We start from the raw sequence: 16669 nt of genomic DNA, 5'->3' as shown, positions 1-16669 counted from the left end.
TAAACGTCCTGCCCGCTTGTTATATATAACCCGAAAATTATAGGCATAGAAATAGAAGCCTTGCTTTCACGTTATATATGGCCCGGCCATTTTACGGGCAAAGCAAAGCTCATTCGTAATCCGGAACTCGTAATTCGTAATTCATAAAATTTGGATTCCTTCAGACTCATCACCACGTACTCGCCCTGGCTGCTGCTGGTTTGCCTGGCCGCGGGCCTGCTTTATGCGTGGCTGCTGTACAGCAAGCGCACGCCCTGGCCGAAGTCCGTCAACTATATGCTGGCCGGGCTGCGCTTTGTGGTGGTGAGCTTCCTGTGCTTTCTGCTGCTGGGGCCGCTGGTGCGCTACGTGGCCAACACCACCGTGGAGCCCACTATCGTTTTCGCGGTAGACAACTCCCGATCCGTTTCGCTTTTCTCTGACTCGGTACAGTTGCAGCAGGCGGAGCAGGGCCTGCAGGCGCTGCGCGAGAAACTCCAGAGCGAAGGATATAAAACCGAGGTGCGCACGCTTGCAGAACAGAGCCCGCAAGATGTCACAGCAATTCAATATGCCGCCGAGACGAGCAACCTGAGCCAGCTGCTATCGGAGGTGCAGGACGACTATACCGGGCAGAACCTGGCGGGCGTGGTGCTGCTGTCGGACGGCATCGTGAACCAGGGCATCTCCCCTACTTACGCCAACTACAACTTCACCATATACCCCGTGGCTGTGGGCGACACTGTGCCGAAGAAAGACGTGCTGGTGGCCTCGCTGCGCTACAACAAAGTGAATTACAGCGGCAGCCGCTTCCCGCTGGAGGTGGAACTGCAGCAGGAGGGCTTCGGCGGTACGCAGGCCACCGTCGCCCTGCAGGAAAACGGCAAAACCATCGACCGCAAAACCGTGACGCTGAACCCTGACCAGCCGGTGCAGCAGGTGCCGTTCCAGGTGCTGGCCGGAGGACTAGGCAAGCGCCATTACGAGGTGCAGGTGCAGCCGCTGCAGGGCGAGTTCACCACCCTCAACAACACCAAGCACGCCTATATAGACGTGGTGAAAGGCAAGATAAAGGTGCTGATAGCCGCGGCCGCCCCGCATCCCGACATCAGCGCGCTGCGCACCGCCATCGAGACCAACGAGAACTACGAAACCGAGCTATATATACCCGGCCTCAACACCCTCAAAAAGCAGGACTATGATGTGGCGGTGCTGCACCAGTTGCCAAGGCGCGGGGCGGGAGGTGAGGACGCGCTGAACCTGGTGCGCCAGAAAAACCTGCCTGCGCTTTATATTCTCGGCCCGCAGAGCGACCTCGACGCCTACAACCGCCTGAATGTGGGGCTCAACATCAACGCAAGCGGCCAGACAGACGAAGTGACCGCCGTGGCAAGCGGAAATTTCACAACGTTTAAGCTTCCGGAGGCCGCATCCGAACAGCTGGAGCAGTACCCGCCCGCGCGGGTGCCTTACGGCGAGGTACGCATCGCCCCCAACACCGAGGTGGTGCTGTACCAGCAGGTGGGGCAGGTGCGCACCACCAAACCGCTGCTGGCCGTGCAAACTGCCGGCGACAAGCGCAACGCCACCCTCCTCGCGTCCGGCACCTGGCAATGGCGCATCACGGAGGCGGCCAACAACGAGCAGCCAGCCGTATATAATGAGCTCATCACCAACCTCATCCAACTGCTGAGCGCTCCCCGCAACAAAAAGCGCCTGAACGTGTACCCGACGCAGGAAGAATACACCAGCTCCGACGAAATCCGGTTTAACGCCGAGGCTTACAACGAGGCGCTGGAACCCATATATGGCCAGAACATCACCCTGAGCGTAACGGGCGAAGACGAAGAGACAAAGCGCTTCAATTTTGCCAACGGCGAGAACCAGTCGGGGGTGAACATCGGCACCCTGCCCGGCGGGCGCTACACTTACACGGCCTCAGCCAGCATAAACGGGCAACAGCAGCAGGACAAGGGCGAGTTTGTGGTGGAGGAACTGCAACTGGAGGCCCTTAACGCCGTGGCCGACCACAACCTGCTCTTCCAACTGGCCAGCAACACCAACTCAAAGTTATATTACCCGGCGCAGCTGCAGCAACTGGAGCAGGACCTGCTCGGCGCCGACCACAAAGACGTTATCTACAGCGCGGAAGAACTCCAGGAACTGGTGGACCTGAAATGGCTGTTTTTCCTGATTCTGGGGCTTATGTGCGTGGAGTGGTTCGTGCGGAAGTACAACGGCAGCTATTGATTGCTGAATTGTTGAATGGCTTGATGGTTAAATTGTTGTGGTGTTCATGTTCCATCAGACGCGATACTGCCATTATCTTCGTATCAACTTTTCAGACTTGTAAAATATATAGGACTTACACAAAAAGTTTAAGCAATGTGAGAAAGCCCCTCTTTGAAGTGGGCAGGTGGATGAGAGGCGGCTGGGAGTACCCAAACTGCTCTGGCTTAATATAGGAATAGTTCCGAACACTATCTCGTGATATGATTGCCTACAAGTGGTGTTATCCCCCTCACCCCCTTCAAAGGGGGACAAAGTATGTCTTGCGTAAGGCTTCTATATATAGGAGCCTTACCAGCGTTTAAAGTCTTACGTCTTTTGTCCTGATACCTGTTTCCCTTTTAAATTATATGCTGGCAATGCTTCCTGCTCCCACGCTGCTTGAAACAGAGCGGCTGCTCCTGCGGGAGCTGACGCCGGACCTATATGGCAGGCTTTTCAGGTCGTGCAGCGAACGGGAGATAAAAGCGTACCTTGGCTTGTCCACCCCAGCGGAATATGAAGAGGCGAAACGGCGGTTTGACGAAGGGATGACCACTTACTTTACTTCCTTCCAAAACTTCCACCTGCTGGATAAGCAGGACAGACAGGTGATTGGCCGCTGCGATTTCCATACCTGGGTACCGACGCACCGGCGGGCAGAGATTGGTTATATCCTCACGAGCGAAGCCCATAAAAACAAAGGACTGATGACGGAGGCTCTGCGGGCCGTGCTGGCGTATGGGTTCGAGCAGATGGGCCTGTACCGGGTGGAGGCGCTGGCCTCGCCGCGCAACGTGCCCTCGCTGCAACTGCTTAAGCGCTACGGCTTCAAAAAGGAAGGCCTCCTCCGCAACCATTATATGGTGAACGAGGTGCTGGAAGACTCGGTGCTGTTCTCGCTGCTGCGCCCCGAATTTGAAGATTTGAAAGCAACCTGGGCGCAAGCGCAGGCTAACCCTAATTCATAATTTCTAATTTTTAATTTCTAATTCCTTGAAATACTACCTCCTGAACAAGCCTTACGAAGTGCTCACGCAGTTTACCGATGAGGCCGGCCGCGCCACGCTGAAAGATTACGTGGAAGTACCTGGCATATATCCCGTCGGCCGCCTCGACTACGACAGCGAGGGCCTCGTGCTGCTCACCGACGACAAAACGCTGCAGCACCGCCTCTCCGACCCGCAGTTTAAGGTAGAGAAAACCTACTGGGTGCAGGTAGAAGGCACTCCGACGGATGAAGCCCTGACAAGGCTTCGGTTGGGTGTGCGCATCAAAGAGACGAAAACAGCCCCGGCCAAAGTGCGGCTCTTGGAGGAGGAGCCGCAGGTATGGGAGCGCTCCACTCCCATCCGCTTCCGGGCGAACATCCCGACCACCTGGCTGGAAATCAAGATTGCGCAGGGCATGAACCGGCAGGTGCGCCGCATGACGGCCGCCGTGGGCTATCCCACGCTGCGTCTCATACGCCCGGCTATCGGATCGCTCAGCCTCGGCAACCTGCAGCCCGGCGAGTACTGCGAACTGACACCGGAGGAAGTAACGCAGCTAAAAGCCATCGCCGGGAAAGGAAGTCCGAAAAGCAGTGGCGGCATCCGAAGCAAAAACCTCGGCAGCGGCAAAGGAAAGCGCGGCGGGCAAAGCGGTTTCCGGAAGCAGATAAACTGAGAAGCACGATGGCAGTTTGCTATGCATGCATAAAGCTGCAATCTATATAATCTGTGAATTGCAACTATATTGTACTCTTCGCACAGCATGATAGCTTTTCCAGTTTTATCTGAGAGGCATCGGCGGCAGGAGACTTCATCAGTGAATGTTGCTATACATCACAATTATGCTTGTGCTTTTATTTATATATCAGCAAGTTGCAATACATTAACTTAGTTTAGGGACTGGATTAATGGATATGATTGTTGAATCAAAATTTATTTAACGGACAAGGCTAAAAAGTGCTTTAGTGCTTTTTAGGTGTGGTTAGTGGTTCGTTATTATTTTATATTACATATCATGGTATCTTTACTTGCGTTTGTGAGCTCATAAATAGTACCATTGTAACATACGGTATGTATTCCATCTTTCCCGCCATTTAAGAAAACATTTCCGTCATTTGGACGAACGCCGGTCTCAATGATAGTTCCTTCCGGGAGATAAACCTGATGTGAATGATTGAACACAACCATAAAGGGCTTTTTAGAAGGATTTATACTTAGCCAATCATCAGACATGGGATGACCGGAATAAACATTTAATGTAGATATACCGGAAATATTGAAGTTAACCGCTGATATGCCAGAAGCCGGATTAATTTCTTTAATCAAATTGCCGTTTTGTACACCAAAACATACAAGGGGTCTGTCGTCACGCATTAAAAACCCACGCTTATCCATCTGTATATCAAAAATCTTTTTCCCGTCAGATGAAAGATTACACCCATAGGTGTTTGTGTTGCATTGAAAATTCATGTCAGCAATAAACTTTGGGTATCCCCATTCTGACCTTCCAGCAATTAAAGCCGCTTGGGATGTTACCGGTAAATGCTGTATAAGTATACCAAAAGCCGGGTCCTGTGATTGACGGATAAGCGACAACAAGCCCTTCTGTTTCTTATTAAATGTTACCGGAATGCCAATAGCTATCTCCCCATAGGAACCTATTGTTGTATGAATGAAATTTGAAACAGCTATAGAAATTACGCAACGTTTTTGGGATATTTTAATCAGGTGCAATTTATCCGATGGCAGAAAATGCTTCACTTTTTCGGCATCGGCCGTAAAACAGGCATAAGCATAATCATTCCTGAAATATAATATCGGTAAATCTAATTCGCCGTTTTTTCCTTTCGAAGCAGGTCGAGTACCTTCAAAAAGGTCATGCTTTATGTCTTTTCTTCCAAACACAATTTGGTGAATTAGTTATCATACCAGAAATTACAAAAATTTATATAGAAATGGCTGGTGTTAACTCGGGAAATTAATTAGAATTTCTAATTTGAGGAATGACCACTAACGTGCTTGTGTAGACGATGTGCAAGGCGTAGCCGAAGCATAGAGTCTACACGTGGTTGGGCATTGCAATTCTTAAACCAAGGAATCAGAGTGCTCAATCATGCTGCCTCAAATGAGAAGCTTTTTAGTATTTCATGCATACTGCTTTCATGCTCTGCCATTTTTGAGGCTGGCACAAAGAAGTAGATGTTAATCAAGGTGTCATCCTTTTTAAGAAAGAACAAGTTTAAATACTCATTTGAATCATTATTTAACAGCACAACAGACTGGGCCTTCACATCACCAATCACCATTTCTTCCATGCTAACTTCTTTTAGATTGTTTGCGCCTTGTGCCTCTTTTGTTTGCTTGCTAACTTCAATGCTTAATGGCTGAGAGCTTGCATTTGCACCCATCATCAGACTAATACCTTCCTCCTTATTCTTGAATAAAGCAAATGTATTCGAGCTGACCGAGTCCAGCTTAAAGCTTGAGGGCATGGTCACGTTGAAACCTGCTGGGAAACTAATATACTCCTGCGTACCGTTTGCATCCCTTATTAATGCGTAGCGTGCGCCTGAGTCATAATAACCCCTTGCCGCTACTTGCCCACTGTTATTGTAGGAAACGACTTCACCTTCCAACTTGTCATTTTGGTAGATTCCTTCTTCCTTCTTCTTACTGTTTCCAAAGTAATAAACATAATGACCATGTTTTTTACCGTCTCTGATTGAAAAGGCTGTCTCTACGACACCGTCACTATAGAAAGTCACAAGCGTGTCCTGCTGCACACCATTTTCAAAATAAGTTTTCTTACGCATTGTCCCATTCTTGTGGAAGAACTGTGACCAACCATGCTGCTTTCCGTCTTTGAAGTCAACCAGAGAAGAAATGCTTCCTCCTTCAAAGTACTCGGTTAATCTACCGTCTGCTCCACCCTCACTATTCACATAGTACTCTTGTTTGATTTCTCCTGACGAGTAGTATTCAGTCCTTTTGTCCTTCTCATATACCTTACTCAGGAAAAAGAGAACCGCTACTGCAATGAATATAACAGGAATAAATTTTCTGTAGCTTCTCTTTTTTCTCATTGCTTAAATTTTCGATGCCTGCACTGCAGCATAGTTTGTAATGTTGAGTAGAATGGTAACGGAATTCTATATTTTATTTGCTTTATGTATTGCCCAACGGAACCGGCCATAAGACGGTGAAGCTTGTCTGACTTGATTCAATGTCTTATGGGCAGTGTTGGTCGGGGTTGTTTTTCCCTTTTTTCTCCCGGCTCTGCGTGTTTTTAATAAGGGAAAACAACCCGGATGGTTGTGGGAATTTACACCAATTTAAAATCACTTTCTAAGTGGCGCTTTAGCCGGAGGCAATGCCGTTAATAGCGGGGTATTAGCGACGTTGCCGCAGGCGCCGGGCTGGCCTGCAATAAAAAGAATGACGAACTAATCATTGGCCTCTCTATTGCCGGCAACTTGCTCGGGAAAGAACCACTCGGGCGAAGTTCTATACTTGACTTTGTCATTTGGCAGGTATAACTTCGCCCACCACAGTCTTGCCTGGACGCTTCCGTCCGAAAGCACGCGCTTTCTCCCGGCATCGCCGAAGCAAGACTTCTCCGGCCCAAATTCCATTTATGCCTTTGGTTCTTTCCCGAGCAAGTTGCCTTAGCTTTAATGGCCTTTGATGCCATCCAGCCCCTTAAAAGCCCGAAAGACACGCCACTTTTAAAACTGTAAATCCACAATCACGGCCAACTCTCAGATATATGTGAATCTACGGTTATCTGCACTATGTGCGGAAGTGGTACTACCTATTATATAGCAACTTTTAAATACTTCCGCTCTATGTTTAGAACCATTTATGCAGTAAACTTTCCTGCTAACTAAGATAAAGGGCATCCGCTAAGGCTCCTAATTCAATCCATAAAATAAACATTCCATATATATCCAGGCACCTTCCACAACAATTCAGAAAGCAAAGCATGTAAAATCTTCTGAAAATTCTTACTTTATACTTTCTCCTGAAGAAAAAGCCATAAAAAACAGAAACAGGAACTGTAAATGCAGCAAGCAACGCATAACATCAACGGCCCGGGAACCGCGCAGCATACGTACGACGCCATTGTCATCGGGTCGGGCATCAGCGGCGGGTGGGCTGCCAAGGAGCTTTGTGAAAAGGGCCTCAAAACACTGGTGCTGGAGCGCGGCAGGAACGTCGAGCACAACAAAGACTACCCCACCGCCACCATGAACCCCTGGGAGTTTGAGCACCGGGGCCGGATGACGCGGGAGTTTCTGGAGGAGAACCCGCTGATCAGCAAGGCCGCCGGGTTCGGGGAAGACACCGCTCACTTTTTCATCAAAGACAAAGACCACCCCTATGTGCAGGAGAAGCCCTTCGACTGGATACGGGGCTACCAGGTGGGCGGGAAATCCCTGACCTGGGGCCGCGCCTGCCAGCGGTGGAGCGATTTTGAGTTCAGCAGCCCCGCCCGCTTCGGCTACGGCCTCGACTGGCCCATCCGGTATAAGGATGTAGCCTCCTGGTACTCCCATGTCGAAAAATTCATCGGGGTTTGCGGCAACAACGATGGTGTGGAAGCCATGCCCGACGGCGAGTTCCTGCCTCCGTTCGAGCTGAACTGCGTGGAGAAAGCGTTGCAGAAAAGTTTTCTGGAGCATTACGGCAACCGCTACCTCGTGCAGGGCCGGTGGGCGCACCTCTCGCAGCCTCAGGACATCCACCTGCAGCAGGGCCGCGGAAAGTGCCAGGCCCGCAACCTGTGCATGCGCGGCTGCCCCTACGGCGGCTACTTCAGTTCGGTGTCGTCTACGCTGCCGTGGGCGGCCAAAACCGGCAACCTCACCATCCGCCCGTTTTCGGTGGTGCATTCGCTTATATATGACGAGGCCAAAGGCAAAGCCACCGGCGTGCGGGTGATTGATACCAACACCAAAGAGGCCACCGAATATTTCGCCAAGGTCATTTTCCTGAATGCCTCCGCGCTGAACAGCAACCTCATCCTGCTCCACTCCACCAGCAACCGTTTCCCCAATGGCCTCGGCAACGACAACGGGCTGCTGGGCAAGCACATCGGCTTCCATCTGTACAGGGGCTCGGCGGGTGCCACCGTCGAGGGCTTTGAAGACAAGTACTATTTTGGCCGCAACCCCACAGAGCCTATCATCGCCAACTACCGCAACCTGCACCAGCAGGACACCGATTATGTCGGGGGCTTCACCACGTTTATGAGCGGCTACCGGTCCCGAACGAACCAGGTGCCGGACGAGGTGGGCATCGGCGCGGACTACAAGGAAATGCTGACGCAGCCCGCCCCGAACTGGGGGGTCTATATGTACATGCAGGGCGAGACCATCATGAAGGAAAGCAACCATGTCAGGCTGAGCAAAGACAAGAAAGACCAGTGGGGAATTCCTTTGCTCGTCACCTCGGTGGGCTACGACGACAACGACGAGAAGATGATACAGGACTTCCTGACGCAGAGCCGCGAGATGCTGGAAAAGGCGGGCTGCACCGACATCCACACCCACGACAACAAGCAGGCGCCCGGCCTCGACATCCACGAGATGGGCGGCGTGCGGATGGGAAGAGACGCTAAAACCTCCTTGCTGAACGAATGGAACCAGCTGCACCACGCTAAAAACGTGTTCGTGACCGACGGCGCCTGCATGACCAGCACCGGCAACCAGAGCCCGTCCATCTTATATATGGCCCTGACGGCCAGAGCCGCCGACTATGCTGTCTCCGAGCTCAAAAAGCAAAACCTGTAGCCATATATATATACAATCATATATAAGCAGGAATGCCTGCCCCAATATTGGTATGCAGCAGCACACTCTGCTGCTGAGAAGCTGCTCAGCCTCTTTATCAGAACCTCATTCAAAGCCCAACCTATGAAAATAAGCTCCTACACCAACTACATTACCGTAGACACAGACCTTTACCTGCGGCTGGCCACAGTGGAGGACGCGCCTTTTTTATACCGCCTCATCGACGCGCACCGCGCATATTTGCGGGAGTGGCTCCCCTTCATTGACTTCAGCCAGTCGGTGCTGGACACGAAGGCCTACCTGCGCGCCGTGACAGACAGCAAAAACACCGCTGAGCAGGTATATGTCATCCTGTATCAGAAAAGCATCGCGGGCATTATCGGCTTCAAGGAAATCGACCACGTAAACCGCAGGGCAGAAATAGGCTACTGGCTCTCCGGCGATTTGCAGGGCCAGGGCATCATGCGCCGCTCCTGCAGTGCCCTGCTGCAGTACGCGTTCGGGGAGATGGGCCTGAACCGGATACAGATAAAGACGGGCGTCGGCAACATCCGGAGCAGCAATATCCCCAAAAAATTAGGATTCACCTTAGAGGGTGTGCAGCGCGACGGCGAGTACCTGAACGGGCGCTTCCACGACCTGGAGGTATATAGCCTGCTGCAGCGCGAGTGGCTGCAGCAGGAGTAGTAGCCGCGGTTTCATATAGGCTATATGGCTGCACCAGAAGCGATGGACACAATTCATATATAGCTGGTCATATAGAGCCGGCAGCCTCCGCGGTGGCAGCGCCATATATGGGTTGTCTTTGTCAGGCGCAAACTTTGTCTCAGACCTATATAAACAGCAGGTAGCGCTATGTAAAACTGGCGGATTTCAAGATCTGGAAACGCACCCCTAACCCCTCCGAGGAGGGCTAGGTGAGTCATATTTTGTAAGTAAATTGCAGCCTGGCTTCATTAGCCAACGGTAACTATTGATTGGGCTCTTACTTCTGTCCATATATAAACTGCTGCGCGACGCCAAGTAAAGCTATCTATCTTTCCTATAATCATAACAATGAACAAATTCATATATAACCTGCTTGCCCTTGCCTGCGGCCTCAACACGGTAGCCGCCCAGAATCTGGCCCCTATCACCCAGGCCGAAACCTCCCGCATCGTGCAGACCCTGAGCGCCGATGACATGCAGGGCCGCGCGTCCTTCACACCGGGCATCGAGAAGGCCGCCGATTTTATAGTGAACGAGTTTCAGCGCATTGGCCTGAAGCCTTTGCCCGGGGAAGATGACCTGAGGCAAACCTTCTCCATGTACCGCGTGCTGCCCCAGCAGCAGGAGGCAACACTGAACGGGAAAATGATAAAGCCGGAGCACGTGTTTGCCATCACGGATAAAGCGGAGCTGGAGTGGACCGGGAAAGAAAAACGGAAGGTGCTGGTCGTAAGCGAGAAGGACGATTTAAGGGCCGTGGTCAGTGAGTTGAATGAGGCGCCGGAGGACGTGCTGGTGCTGGTGCATCCGAAGCAAGCGGAACTCTTCGGCCGCTACCGGCACTATATGGGCAGCGGCACGGTAAAGCAGCAGCTCGGCCAGAGCGGCAGCAAAGTGTTTGTCCTGACGGACGAGCAAGCTGCCTCCGGCTACCAGATAGAAGTAGAGAACAAAGTGGAGCAACTGCAACTCACCAATGTGGGCGGCTTGATAGAGGGCAGGCGCAAGAACGAGTACGTCGTGTTCTCGGCCCATTATGACCATATCGGCATACAGGAGCCGGAGGCGGGCGACAGCATTGCCAACGGCGCCGACGACGATGCCGCCGGCACCACCGCCATGATCATGCTGGCCGACTACTACAAGCAGCAGCCACAGCCCGAGCGCACTCTGCTGTTTGTGGCCTTTGCGGCCGAAGAGATGGGCGGCCTCGGCTCCCGGTACTTCTCGGAGCAGCTGAACCCGGACCAGATCGTGGCCATGTTCAACATCGAGATGGTGGGCAAGCCTTCCAAGTTCGGGCCCAACACTGCCTATCTCACCGGCTTCGAGCGCTCTGACCTGGGCCCGCTGATGCAGAAGAGGCTGGAAGGCACCGCCTACGACATCCACCCCGACCCTTACCCCGAGCAGAACCTCTTCTACCGCTCCGACAACGCCACCCTCGCCCGCCTAGGCGTTCCGGCGCACACCATCTCCTCGGTGCAGATAGACCAGGACACCACCTACCACACCGTAAACGACGAACTGGAGCAACTGGACCTGGCGCACCTCACCAACATGATCAAAGCCATCGCCCTCGCCTCAGTGGGTGTGGTAAACGGAGAAGACACGCCCGCACGGGTGGATAAATCGCAGGTGAAGTAAAAGGCGTGCTGAGAATACGCAGACAGTGCAGGCTAGCATATGTTCGAACTCCATTCTAACTTTTCTGTGAATAGCATGGAACCCATGCATCAGGAGAATTCCTTTTGGAAGTTCTAAAAAGAAGGACAGAAAGTATCCCGAAAAATCCTGAAGTTCCGGATTATCCCCAAAAGAATGTTTAAAGGTCATTTATGGATATGATTTTAATCATATAAAATTAATCCATGCCATAGTATATTTACCATGTTCATCAAAAGCAGATGGACATGAAAATGAGAACCGGGCATTAAAAAAGCACATGAACTTTACTGCTGCTGGCAGACGCTGCCAAAAAGCCGGGAACAAATGCCTAAGAAAAGTGAGCGCGACTTAGCGGCCGTACCCATATAACAACATCTCTAACCTACAGCAATGGACTTAACACACCTTCACCTGCTGCTGAATCATTTCCCGATCATCGGGACCCTGATCGGCGGCGGCGTCATGCTCTGGGGCATGGCGCGAAATCAGAAAACCATACAGGCGGTAGCGGCCGTCATCGTCATGGCCATGACAGTCATGGCAGTGCCGGTGTACCTGACCGGGGAACCTGCCGAAGAGCGGGTGGAAAATGTGCCGGGCATATCAGAGAGCGCCTTGGAGGAACACGAAGAGGCCGCAGAACTGGCTATTTGGGTGATGGCCGCTGCAGGCATTGCCTCCCTGGCCGCCTTGCTGCTGCAGTACCGTAATTCCTCCAAAGTACCTTTCAGTATAGCCACTCTCCTCACGCTGCTGGCGTTCGCGGCCATGGCGCGCGTCGGCTACCTGGGCGGACAAATCAGGCATACGGAGTTGCAGTCGGACCAGCAGATAAGCCAGCAGGCGCACAGCGACGCCAGCGAAAGATGACGGTGAAGCTATAGAAGCCATGCTGAACAGGATCATATCCTTTTCGATACAGAACAAGCTCATCATCGGTTTACTCGTGATCGGGTTAATCGTGATGGGTATATATAACCTCATGCGGTTGCCCATCGATGCAGTACCTGATATCACCAACAACCAGGTGCAGGTCATCACAGTGGCGCCCTCACTGGGCGCACCCGACATCGAGCGCCTAGTCACCTTTCCGGTCGAGCAGGCCAACAGCAACATCCCCGGCATCAAAGAAATCCGCAGTTTCTCCCGCTTCGGCCTTTCGCTGGTCACCATTGTGTTTGAGGACGGGGTGGATGTGTACTGGGCCCGGCAGCAGGTGGCGGAGCGGCTGCAAACGGTGCAGCAGCAGATTCCGGCAGGCGTAGGTACGCCGGAACTGGGGCCTGTCACCACCGGCCTCGGTGAGATTTACCAGTACGTGGTGCGTCCCGAAAAGGGCTACGAGGGCAAGTACGATGCCATGGAACTCCGCACGATACAGGACTGGATCGTGCGGCGGCAACTCCTGGGTGTGCCCGGTGTGGCCGATGTGAGCAGCTTTGGCGGTTATTTGAAGCAATATGAAATTGCCATCGACCCCGCCCGGCTCAAATCCTACGGCCTGACAATCTCAGACGTGTTCACGGCGCTGGAGAATAACAACCAGAACACCGGCGGCTCCTACATCGACAAAGGCGACGCCGTGCTCTTCATCCGCAGCGAGGGCCTGCTGGGCAGCCTGGAGGACATCCGGGGCATTGCCGTTAAGAACACAGAAAGCGGCACGCCCCTATACCTGCGCGATGTGGCGGAAGTAGGCTATGGCCATGCCAACCGCTTCGGGGCCATGACCTACAACGATCAGGGCGAAGTGGCGGGTGCCGTGGTGATGATGCTGAAGGGCGCCAACAGCAATGAAGTCATCCAGAACGTGAAGGCGCGCATTGATCAGATACGCGAGTCGCTGCCGGAAGGCGTCGTGATCGAGCCGTTCCTGGACCGGACCAAGATGGTGAACAATGCCATCAGCACCGTGGAAAAAAACCTGCTGGAAGGTGCCCTGATCGTGGTGTTTGTGCTGGTCCTGTTTTTGGGCAACCTGCGGGCAGGCCTGATCGTGGCTTCTGTTATTCCCCTCTCCATGCTCTTTGCCGTTACCATGATGAACACCTTTGGCGTGAGCGGCAACCTGATGAGCCTGGGTGCGCTGGACTTTGGCCTGATCGTGGACGGTGCCGTGATCATTGTGGAGGCGGTGCTCCATACCTTTCACTTTAACAAGCGCTTTGCCACCACCACCCGTCTGTCTCAGCCCGAAATGGATGACACGGTGCAGCAATCGGCCAGCCGCATGATGAACAGCGCCATCTTCGGGCAGATCATCATCCTGATCGTATACCTGCCGATCATGGCGCTGGTAGGTATAGAAGGCAAAATGTTCCGGCCTATGGCGCAAACCGTATCCTTCGCCCTGATCGGTGCTGCCATCCTGTCGCTGACTTACGTGCCGATGATGAGCGCGCTGTTCCTGAGCAAGAAGATCAGCCACAAGGACACGTTCTCTGACAAAATGATGGCCCGGATAGAGAATTTTTACCAGAAGCGCCTGCGCCGCGTGATCGAGTTTCCCAAAATGGTGATAACCGGGGCGGTGCTGCTGTTTGCCGGGGCGGTGCTGGTGCTGATGTCGCTGGGCGGTGAGTTTATACCTGCGCTGGAGGAAGGCGACTTTGCCGTGGATACCCGTGTACTGACAGGCAGCAACCTGAACACTACGATCAAAGCCACGCAACAGGCATCGGGTATACTGCTCGATCGTTTTCCGGAAGTAGAGAAAGTGGTGACCAAGATCGGCTCCGGCGAAATACCGACCGACCCGATGCCGATCGAAGCCAGCGACATGATGGTGATCCTGAAGCCCAAAGCCGAATGGACTTCTGCCACGTCTTTTGATGAGCTGGCAGAGAAAATGGGCGATGCCATACAGGAGGTGCCTGGTATAACTGCTGGTTTCCAGTACCCGGTGCAGATGCGCTTTAACGAACTGATGACGGGCGCCCGCCAGGATGTGGTCTGTAAGATTTTCGGGGAGGACCTGGACACGCTCGCCCGCTACGCCAGCCGCTTAGGCGAGCTGGCCACCACCGTAGAAGGCGCTACCGACCTGTACGTGGAGACGGTGACAGGTATGCCGCAGATCGTGATCCGGTATAACCATGCCGCCATTGCCCAACACGGCTCCAATATCGCCGATATCAACCGGACCGTAAATGCCGCTTTTGCCGGTGTGAGCAGCGGGCTGGTGTTTGAAGGGGAGCGGCGTTTTGACCTGGTGGTACGCCTGCAGGGAGAACTGCGCCAGAACCTGAACGACGTGCAGAATCTGCTCGTCCCGACGCCTTCCGGGCAACAGGTGCCCCTCTACCTACTGGCTGATGTGCAACTACAGGAAGGCCCTTACCAGATACAGCGCGAGGATGCCAAGCGCCGCATCATGGTGGGCTTTAACGTGCGTGGCCGCGATGTGCAAAGCATCGTGGACGAGCTGCAGCAAAAAGTAGCGCAGCAACTGGCCCTGCCGCCCGGCTACTACGTGGTGTATGGCGGTGAATTCGAGAACCTGGAAGCCGCCCGTAAGCGCCTGACGGTGGCCGTGCCCATATCACTGGCACTTATTTTCCTGCTGCTCTACTTTGCCTTCCGTTCGGTGCGCTACGGCCTGCTCATATACTCCGCTATACCTCTGTCAGCCATCGGCGGGATATTTGCCCTCTGGCTACGGGACATGCCCTTTAGTATTTCGGCTGGCGTTGGTTTTATCGCCTTGTTCGGGGTGGCCGTGCTCAACGGGATTGTGATGATCGCTGAGTTTAACAGGCTCCGGCTCGCCGGAGGACTCACCCTGCAGGAAATCGTGCTGGAAGGCACTAAAACACGCCTGCGCCCGGTGCTGATGACAGCATCGGTGGCCAGCATGGGCTTTCTCCCCATGGCCCTGAGTATGGGCGCCGGGGCCGAAGTGCAGCGACCGCTGGCAACGGTGGTGATCGGTGGTTTGATCGTAGCCACCTTTCTGACCCTGTTTGTGCTCCCCTCGCTTTACATCCTTTTTGAGAAAGCCGCGCACCACGACAAGGAAGTAGACAAACCGGTTGCCACTACTGTCGGCATCATCCTCCTGCTCCTCCTCCCGAACCTGGCCTCCGCACAGCAGCCCATCACGCTGGAAAAAGCTGTTGCAAAGACACTTCACCAAAACCTCCCGCTGCAGAACGAGCGCCTGCAGGCAGCTTCGCTGCAGAAACTGCAGGGAACAGGCTGGGATGTACCACAGACTGTGGTGTCCGGCGAGTATGGACAGATCAACACGACATCCAGCGATACCCGCTTCAGCGTGTCCCAAAGCATCAGTTTCCCGACGGTGTATATGCGGCAAAAGCAACTGCTGCAGCGCGAGTGGCAACAGGGCATGCTGCAGTCGGAATTGACGGCTTTTGAACTGCAATGGCAGGTGACGCAGGTATACTATGACATGCTGTATGCCCACGAAAAGCAGAAGCTGCTGCTCCGCACCGACAGCCTGTACGCCACCTTTCTGCGCAACGCGGAACTGCGCTTCGAAAAAGGCGCCAGCAACATCCTCGAGAGAAACACGGCCCTGACGCAGCGCGGGCAGGTGAGCCTGCAGCTGAAGCAACTGCAGCAGGAGATAGCCAGGCTGCAGCAACAGTTCCAGTTGCTGCTCAGCACGGATACCGTATATGTTCCCGCTGCACGTCCCTTAAAAATGACGCCGCCTGCAACCGGCGATACAGCAACGGTGGACGAGCACCCTTACCTGGAACTGCTGCAGCAGCAACAGGAAGTAAGCCGGGCGAAGACCAGGGTGGAACAGTCCAGACTCCTCCCCGACCTGCAGGTGGGCTACAACAACCAAAGCATCAGAGGCCTGCAGAATGTGAACGGCGTGGAAAAGAATTTCACTGGCTCCGATCGCTTTTCTGCCGTGCAGTTTGGAGTGGGCGTGCCGCTGTTCTTTGGTGCGCAGAAGTCCCGGATACAGGCCGCCAGGATACGGGAGCAGACCGCCCGCAACAGCTACAGCGCAGGAGAGCTGACACTGCAAACGCAACTGCGCAAGGCGCTGGAGCAGTTCCAGCTGGCAACCGAAAGCCTCGACTACTTCGAACAGACGGCCCTGCCCACTGCCATGTCCATCATCCAGACAGCCGACGAGCAGTTCCGGGGCGGGGAGATCGACTACCTGGAGTGGGTGCTGCTCACCAACCAGGCCATTACCCTCCAGACTGGCTACCTCGATGCTATCAGAAGCTACAACCAGAGCATCCTTGAGATCAACGCCCTGACCGGAAAAAGATAACC

The 16669-nt window shown here is 53.6% G+C and carries 10 protein-coding genes; 8 read left to right on the top strand and 2 right to left on the bottom strand.

Annotated elements, in window-relative coordinates; all coding sequences use genetic code 11:
• Nucleotides 1–150: 150 nt before the first annotated feature.
• From GSQ62_RS16870 to GSQ62_RS16860, 3 genes are all read left to right on the top strand, one after another.
• Entirely contained in the window at nucleotides 151–2229 is a 2079-nt protein-coding gene (locus GSQ62_RS16870) for a vWA domain-containing protein (RefSeq protein ID WP_161890600.1), read from the top strand.
• A gap of 389 nt (nucleotides 2230–2618) precedes the next feature.
• Complete coding sequence (locus GSQ62_RS16865) at nucleotides 2619–3218, top strand: GNAT family N-acetyltransferase (RefSeq protein ID WP_237586731.1); 600 nt, start codon at nucleotides 2619–2621, stop codon at nucleotides 3216–3218.
• A 25-nt stretch (nucleotides 3219–3243) separates the two neighbouring features.
• Nucleotides 3244–3915 carry a pseudouridine synthase gene (locus GSQ62_RS16860; protein ID WP_161890599.1) on the top strand — a complete coding sequence of 224 codons (672 nt, stop codon included), beginning with the start codon at nucleotides 3244–3246 and terminating at the stop codon, nucleotides 3913–3915.
• Nucleotides 3916–4235: 320 nt separating this feature from the next.
• Here GSQ62_RS16860 and GSQ62_RS16855 read toward each other — a convergent pair whose 3' ends face one another.
• A complete protein-coding gene (locus GSQ62_RS16855) occupies nucleotides 4236–5144 on the bottom strand; it encodes an acetoacetate decarboxylase family protein (protein ID WP_161890598.1) in 909 nt (302 codons plus the stop codon).
• Nucleotides 5145–5350: 206 nt separating this feature from the next.
• Entirely contained in the window at nucleotides 5351–6322 is a 972-nt protein-coding gene (locus GSQ62_RS16850) for a toxin-antitoxin system YwqK family antitoxin (protein ID WP_161890597.1), read from the bottom strand.
• A gap of 978 nt (nucleotides 6323–7300) precedes the next feature.
• Here GSQ62_RS16850 and GSQ62_RS16845 point away from each other — a divergent pair.
• From GSQ62_RS16845 to GSQ62_RS16825, 5 genes are all read left to right on the top strand, one after another.
• The gene (locus GSQ62_RS16845; protein ID WP_161890596.1) at nucleotides 7301–9031 is read left to right on the top strand and encodes a GMC oxidoreductase; all 1731 of its coding nucleotides are present in this window, start codon (nucleotides 7301–7303) and stop codon (nucleotides 9029–9031) included.
• Between the two features lie 123 nt (nucleotides 9032–9154).
• Nucleotides 9155–9718 carry a GNAT family N-acetyltransferase gene (locus GSQ62_RS16840; protein ID WP_161890595.1) on the top strand — a complete coding sequence of 188 codons (564 nt, stop codon included), beginning with the start codon at nucleotides 9155–9157 and terminating at the stop codon, nucleotides 9716–9718.
• Between the two features lie 369 nt (nucleotides 9719–10087).
• The gene (locus GSQ62_RS16835; RefSeq protein WP_161890594.1) at nucleotides 10088–11386 is read left to right on the top strand and encodes a M20/M25/M40 family metallo-hydrolase; all 1299 of its coding nucleotides are present in this window, start codon (nucleotides 10088–10090) and stop codon (nucleotides 11384–11386) included.
• A 411-nt stretch (nucleotides 11387–11797) separates the two neighbouring features.
• Complete coding sequence (locus tag GSQ62_RS16830) at nucleotides 11798–12277, top strand: hypothetical protein (RefSeq protein WP_161890593.1); 480 nt, start codon at nucleotides 11798–11800, stop codon at nucleotides 12275–12277.
• A gap of 19 nt (nucleotides 12278–12296) precedes the next feature.
• A complete protein-coding gene (locus tag GSQ62_RS16825) occupies nucleotides 12297–16667 on the top strand; it encodes a CusA/CzcA family heavy metal efflux RND transporter (protein WP_161890592.1) in 4371 nt (1456 codons plus the stop codon).
• The last annotated feature ends 2 nt before the right edge of the window (nucleotides 16668–16669 follow it).

The sequence above is a fragment of the Pontibacter russatus genome, from assembly GCF_009931655.1.
In the GTDB taxonomy this organism is placed as follows: domain Bacteria; phylum Bacteroidota; class Bacteroidia; order Cytophagales; family Hymenobacteraceae; genus Pontibacter; species Pontibacter russatus.
The sequence above is the reverse complement of the archived record's forward strand: the minus strand, read 5'-3'. Positions and strand labels throughout refer to the sequence as shown.

Coding starts and splice junctions, on each gene's coding strand:
- GSQ62_RS16840 (WP_161890595.1), top strand. CDS start 9,155: ATGAAAATAAGCTCCTACACCAACTACATTACCGTAGACACAGACCTT.
- GSQ62_RS16830 (WP_161890593.1), top strand. CDS start 11,798: ATGGACTTAACACACCTTCACCTGCTGCTGAATCATTTCCCGATCATC.
- GSQ62_RS16845 (WP_161890596.1), top strand. CDS start 7,301: ATGCAGCAAGCAACGCATAACATCAACGGCCCGGGAACCGCGCAGCAT.
- GSQ62_RS16835 (WP_161890594.1), top strand. CDS start 10,088: ATGAACAAATTCATATATAACCTGCTTGCCCTTGCCTGCGGCCTCAAC.
- GSQ62_RS16865 (WP_237586731.1), top strand. CDS start 2,619: ATGCTGGCAATGCTTCCTGCTCCCACGCTGCTTGAAACAGAGCGGCTG.
- GSQ62_RS16825 (WP_161890592.1), top strand. CDS start 12,297: ATGCTGAACAGGATCATATCCTTTTCGATACAGAACAAGCTCATCATC.
- GSQ62_RS16850 (WP_161890597.1), bottom strand. CDS start 6,322: ATGAGAAAAAAGAGAAGCTACAGAAAATTTATTCCTGTTATATTCATT.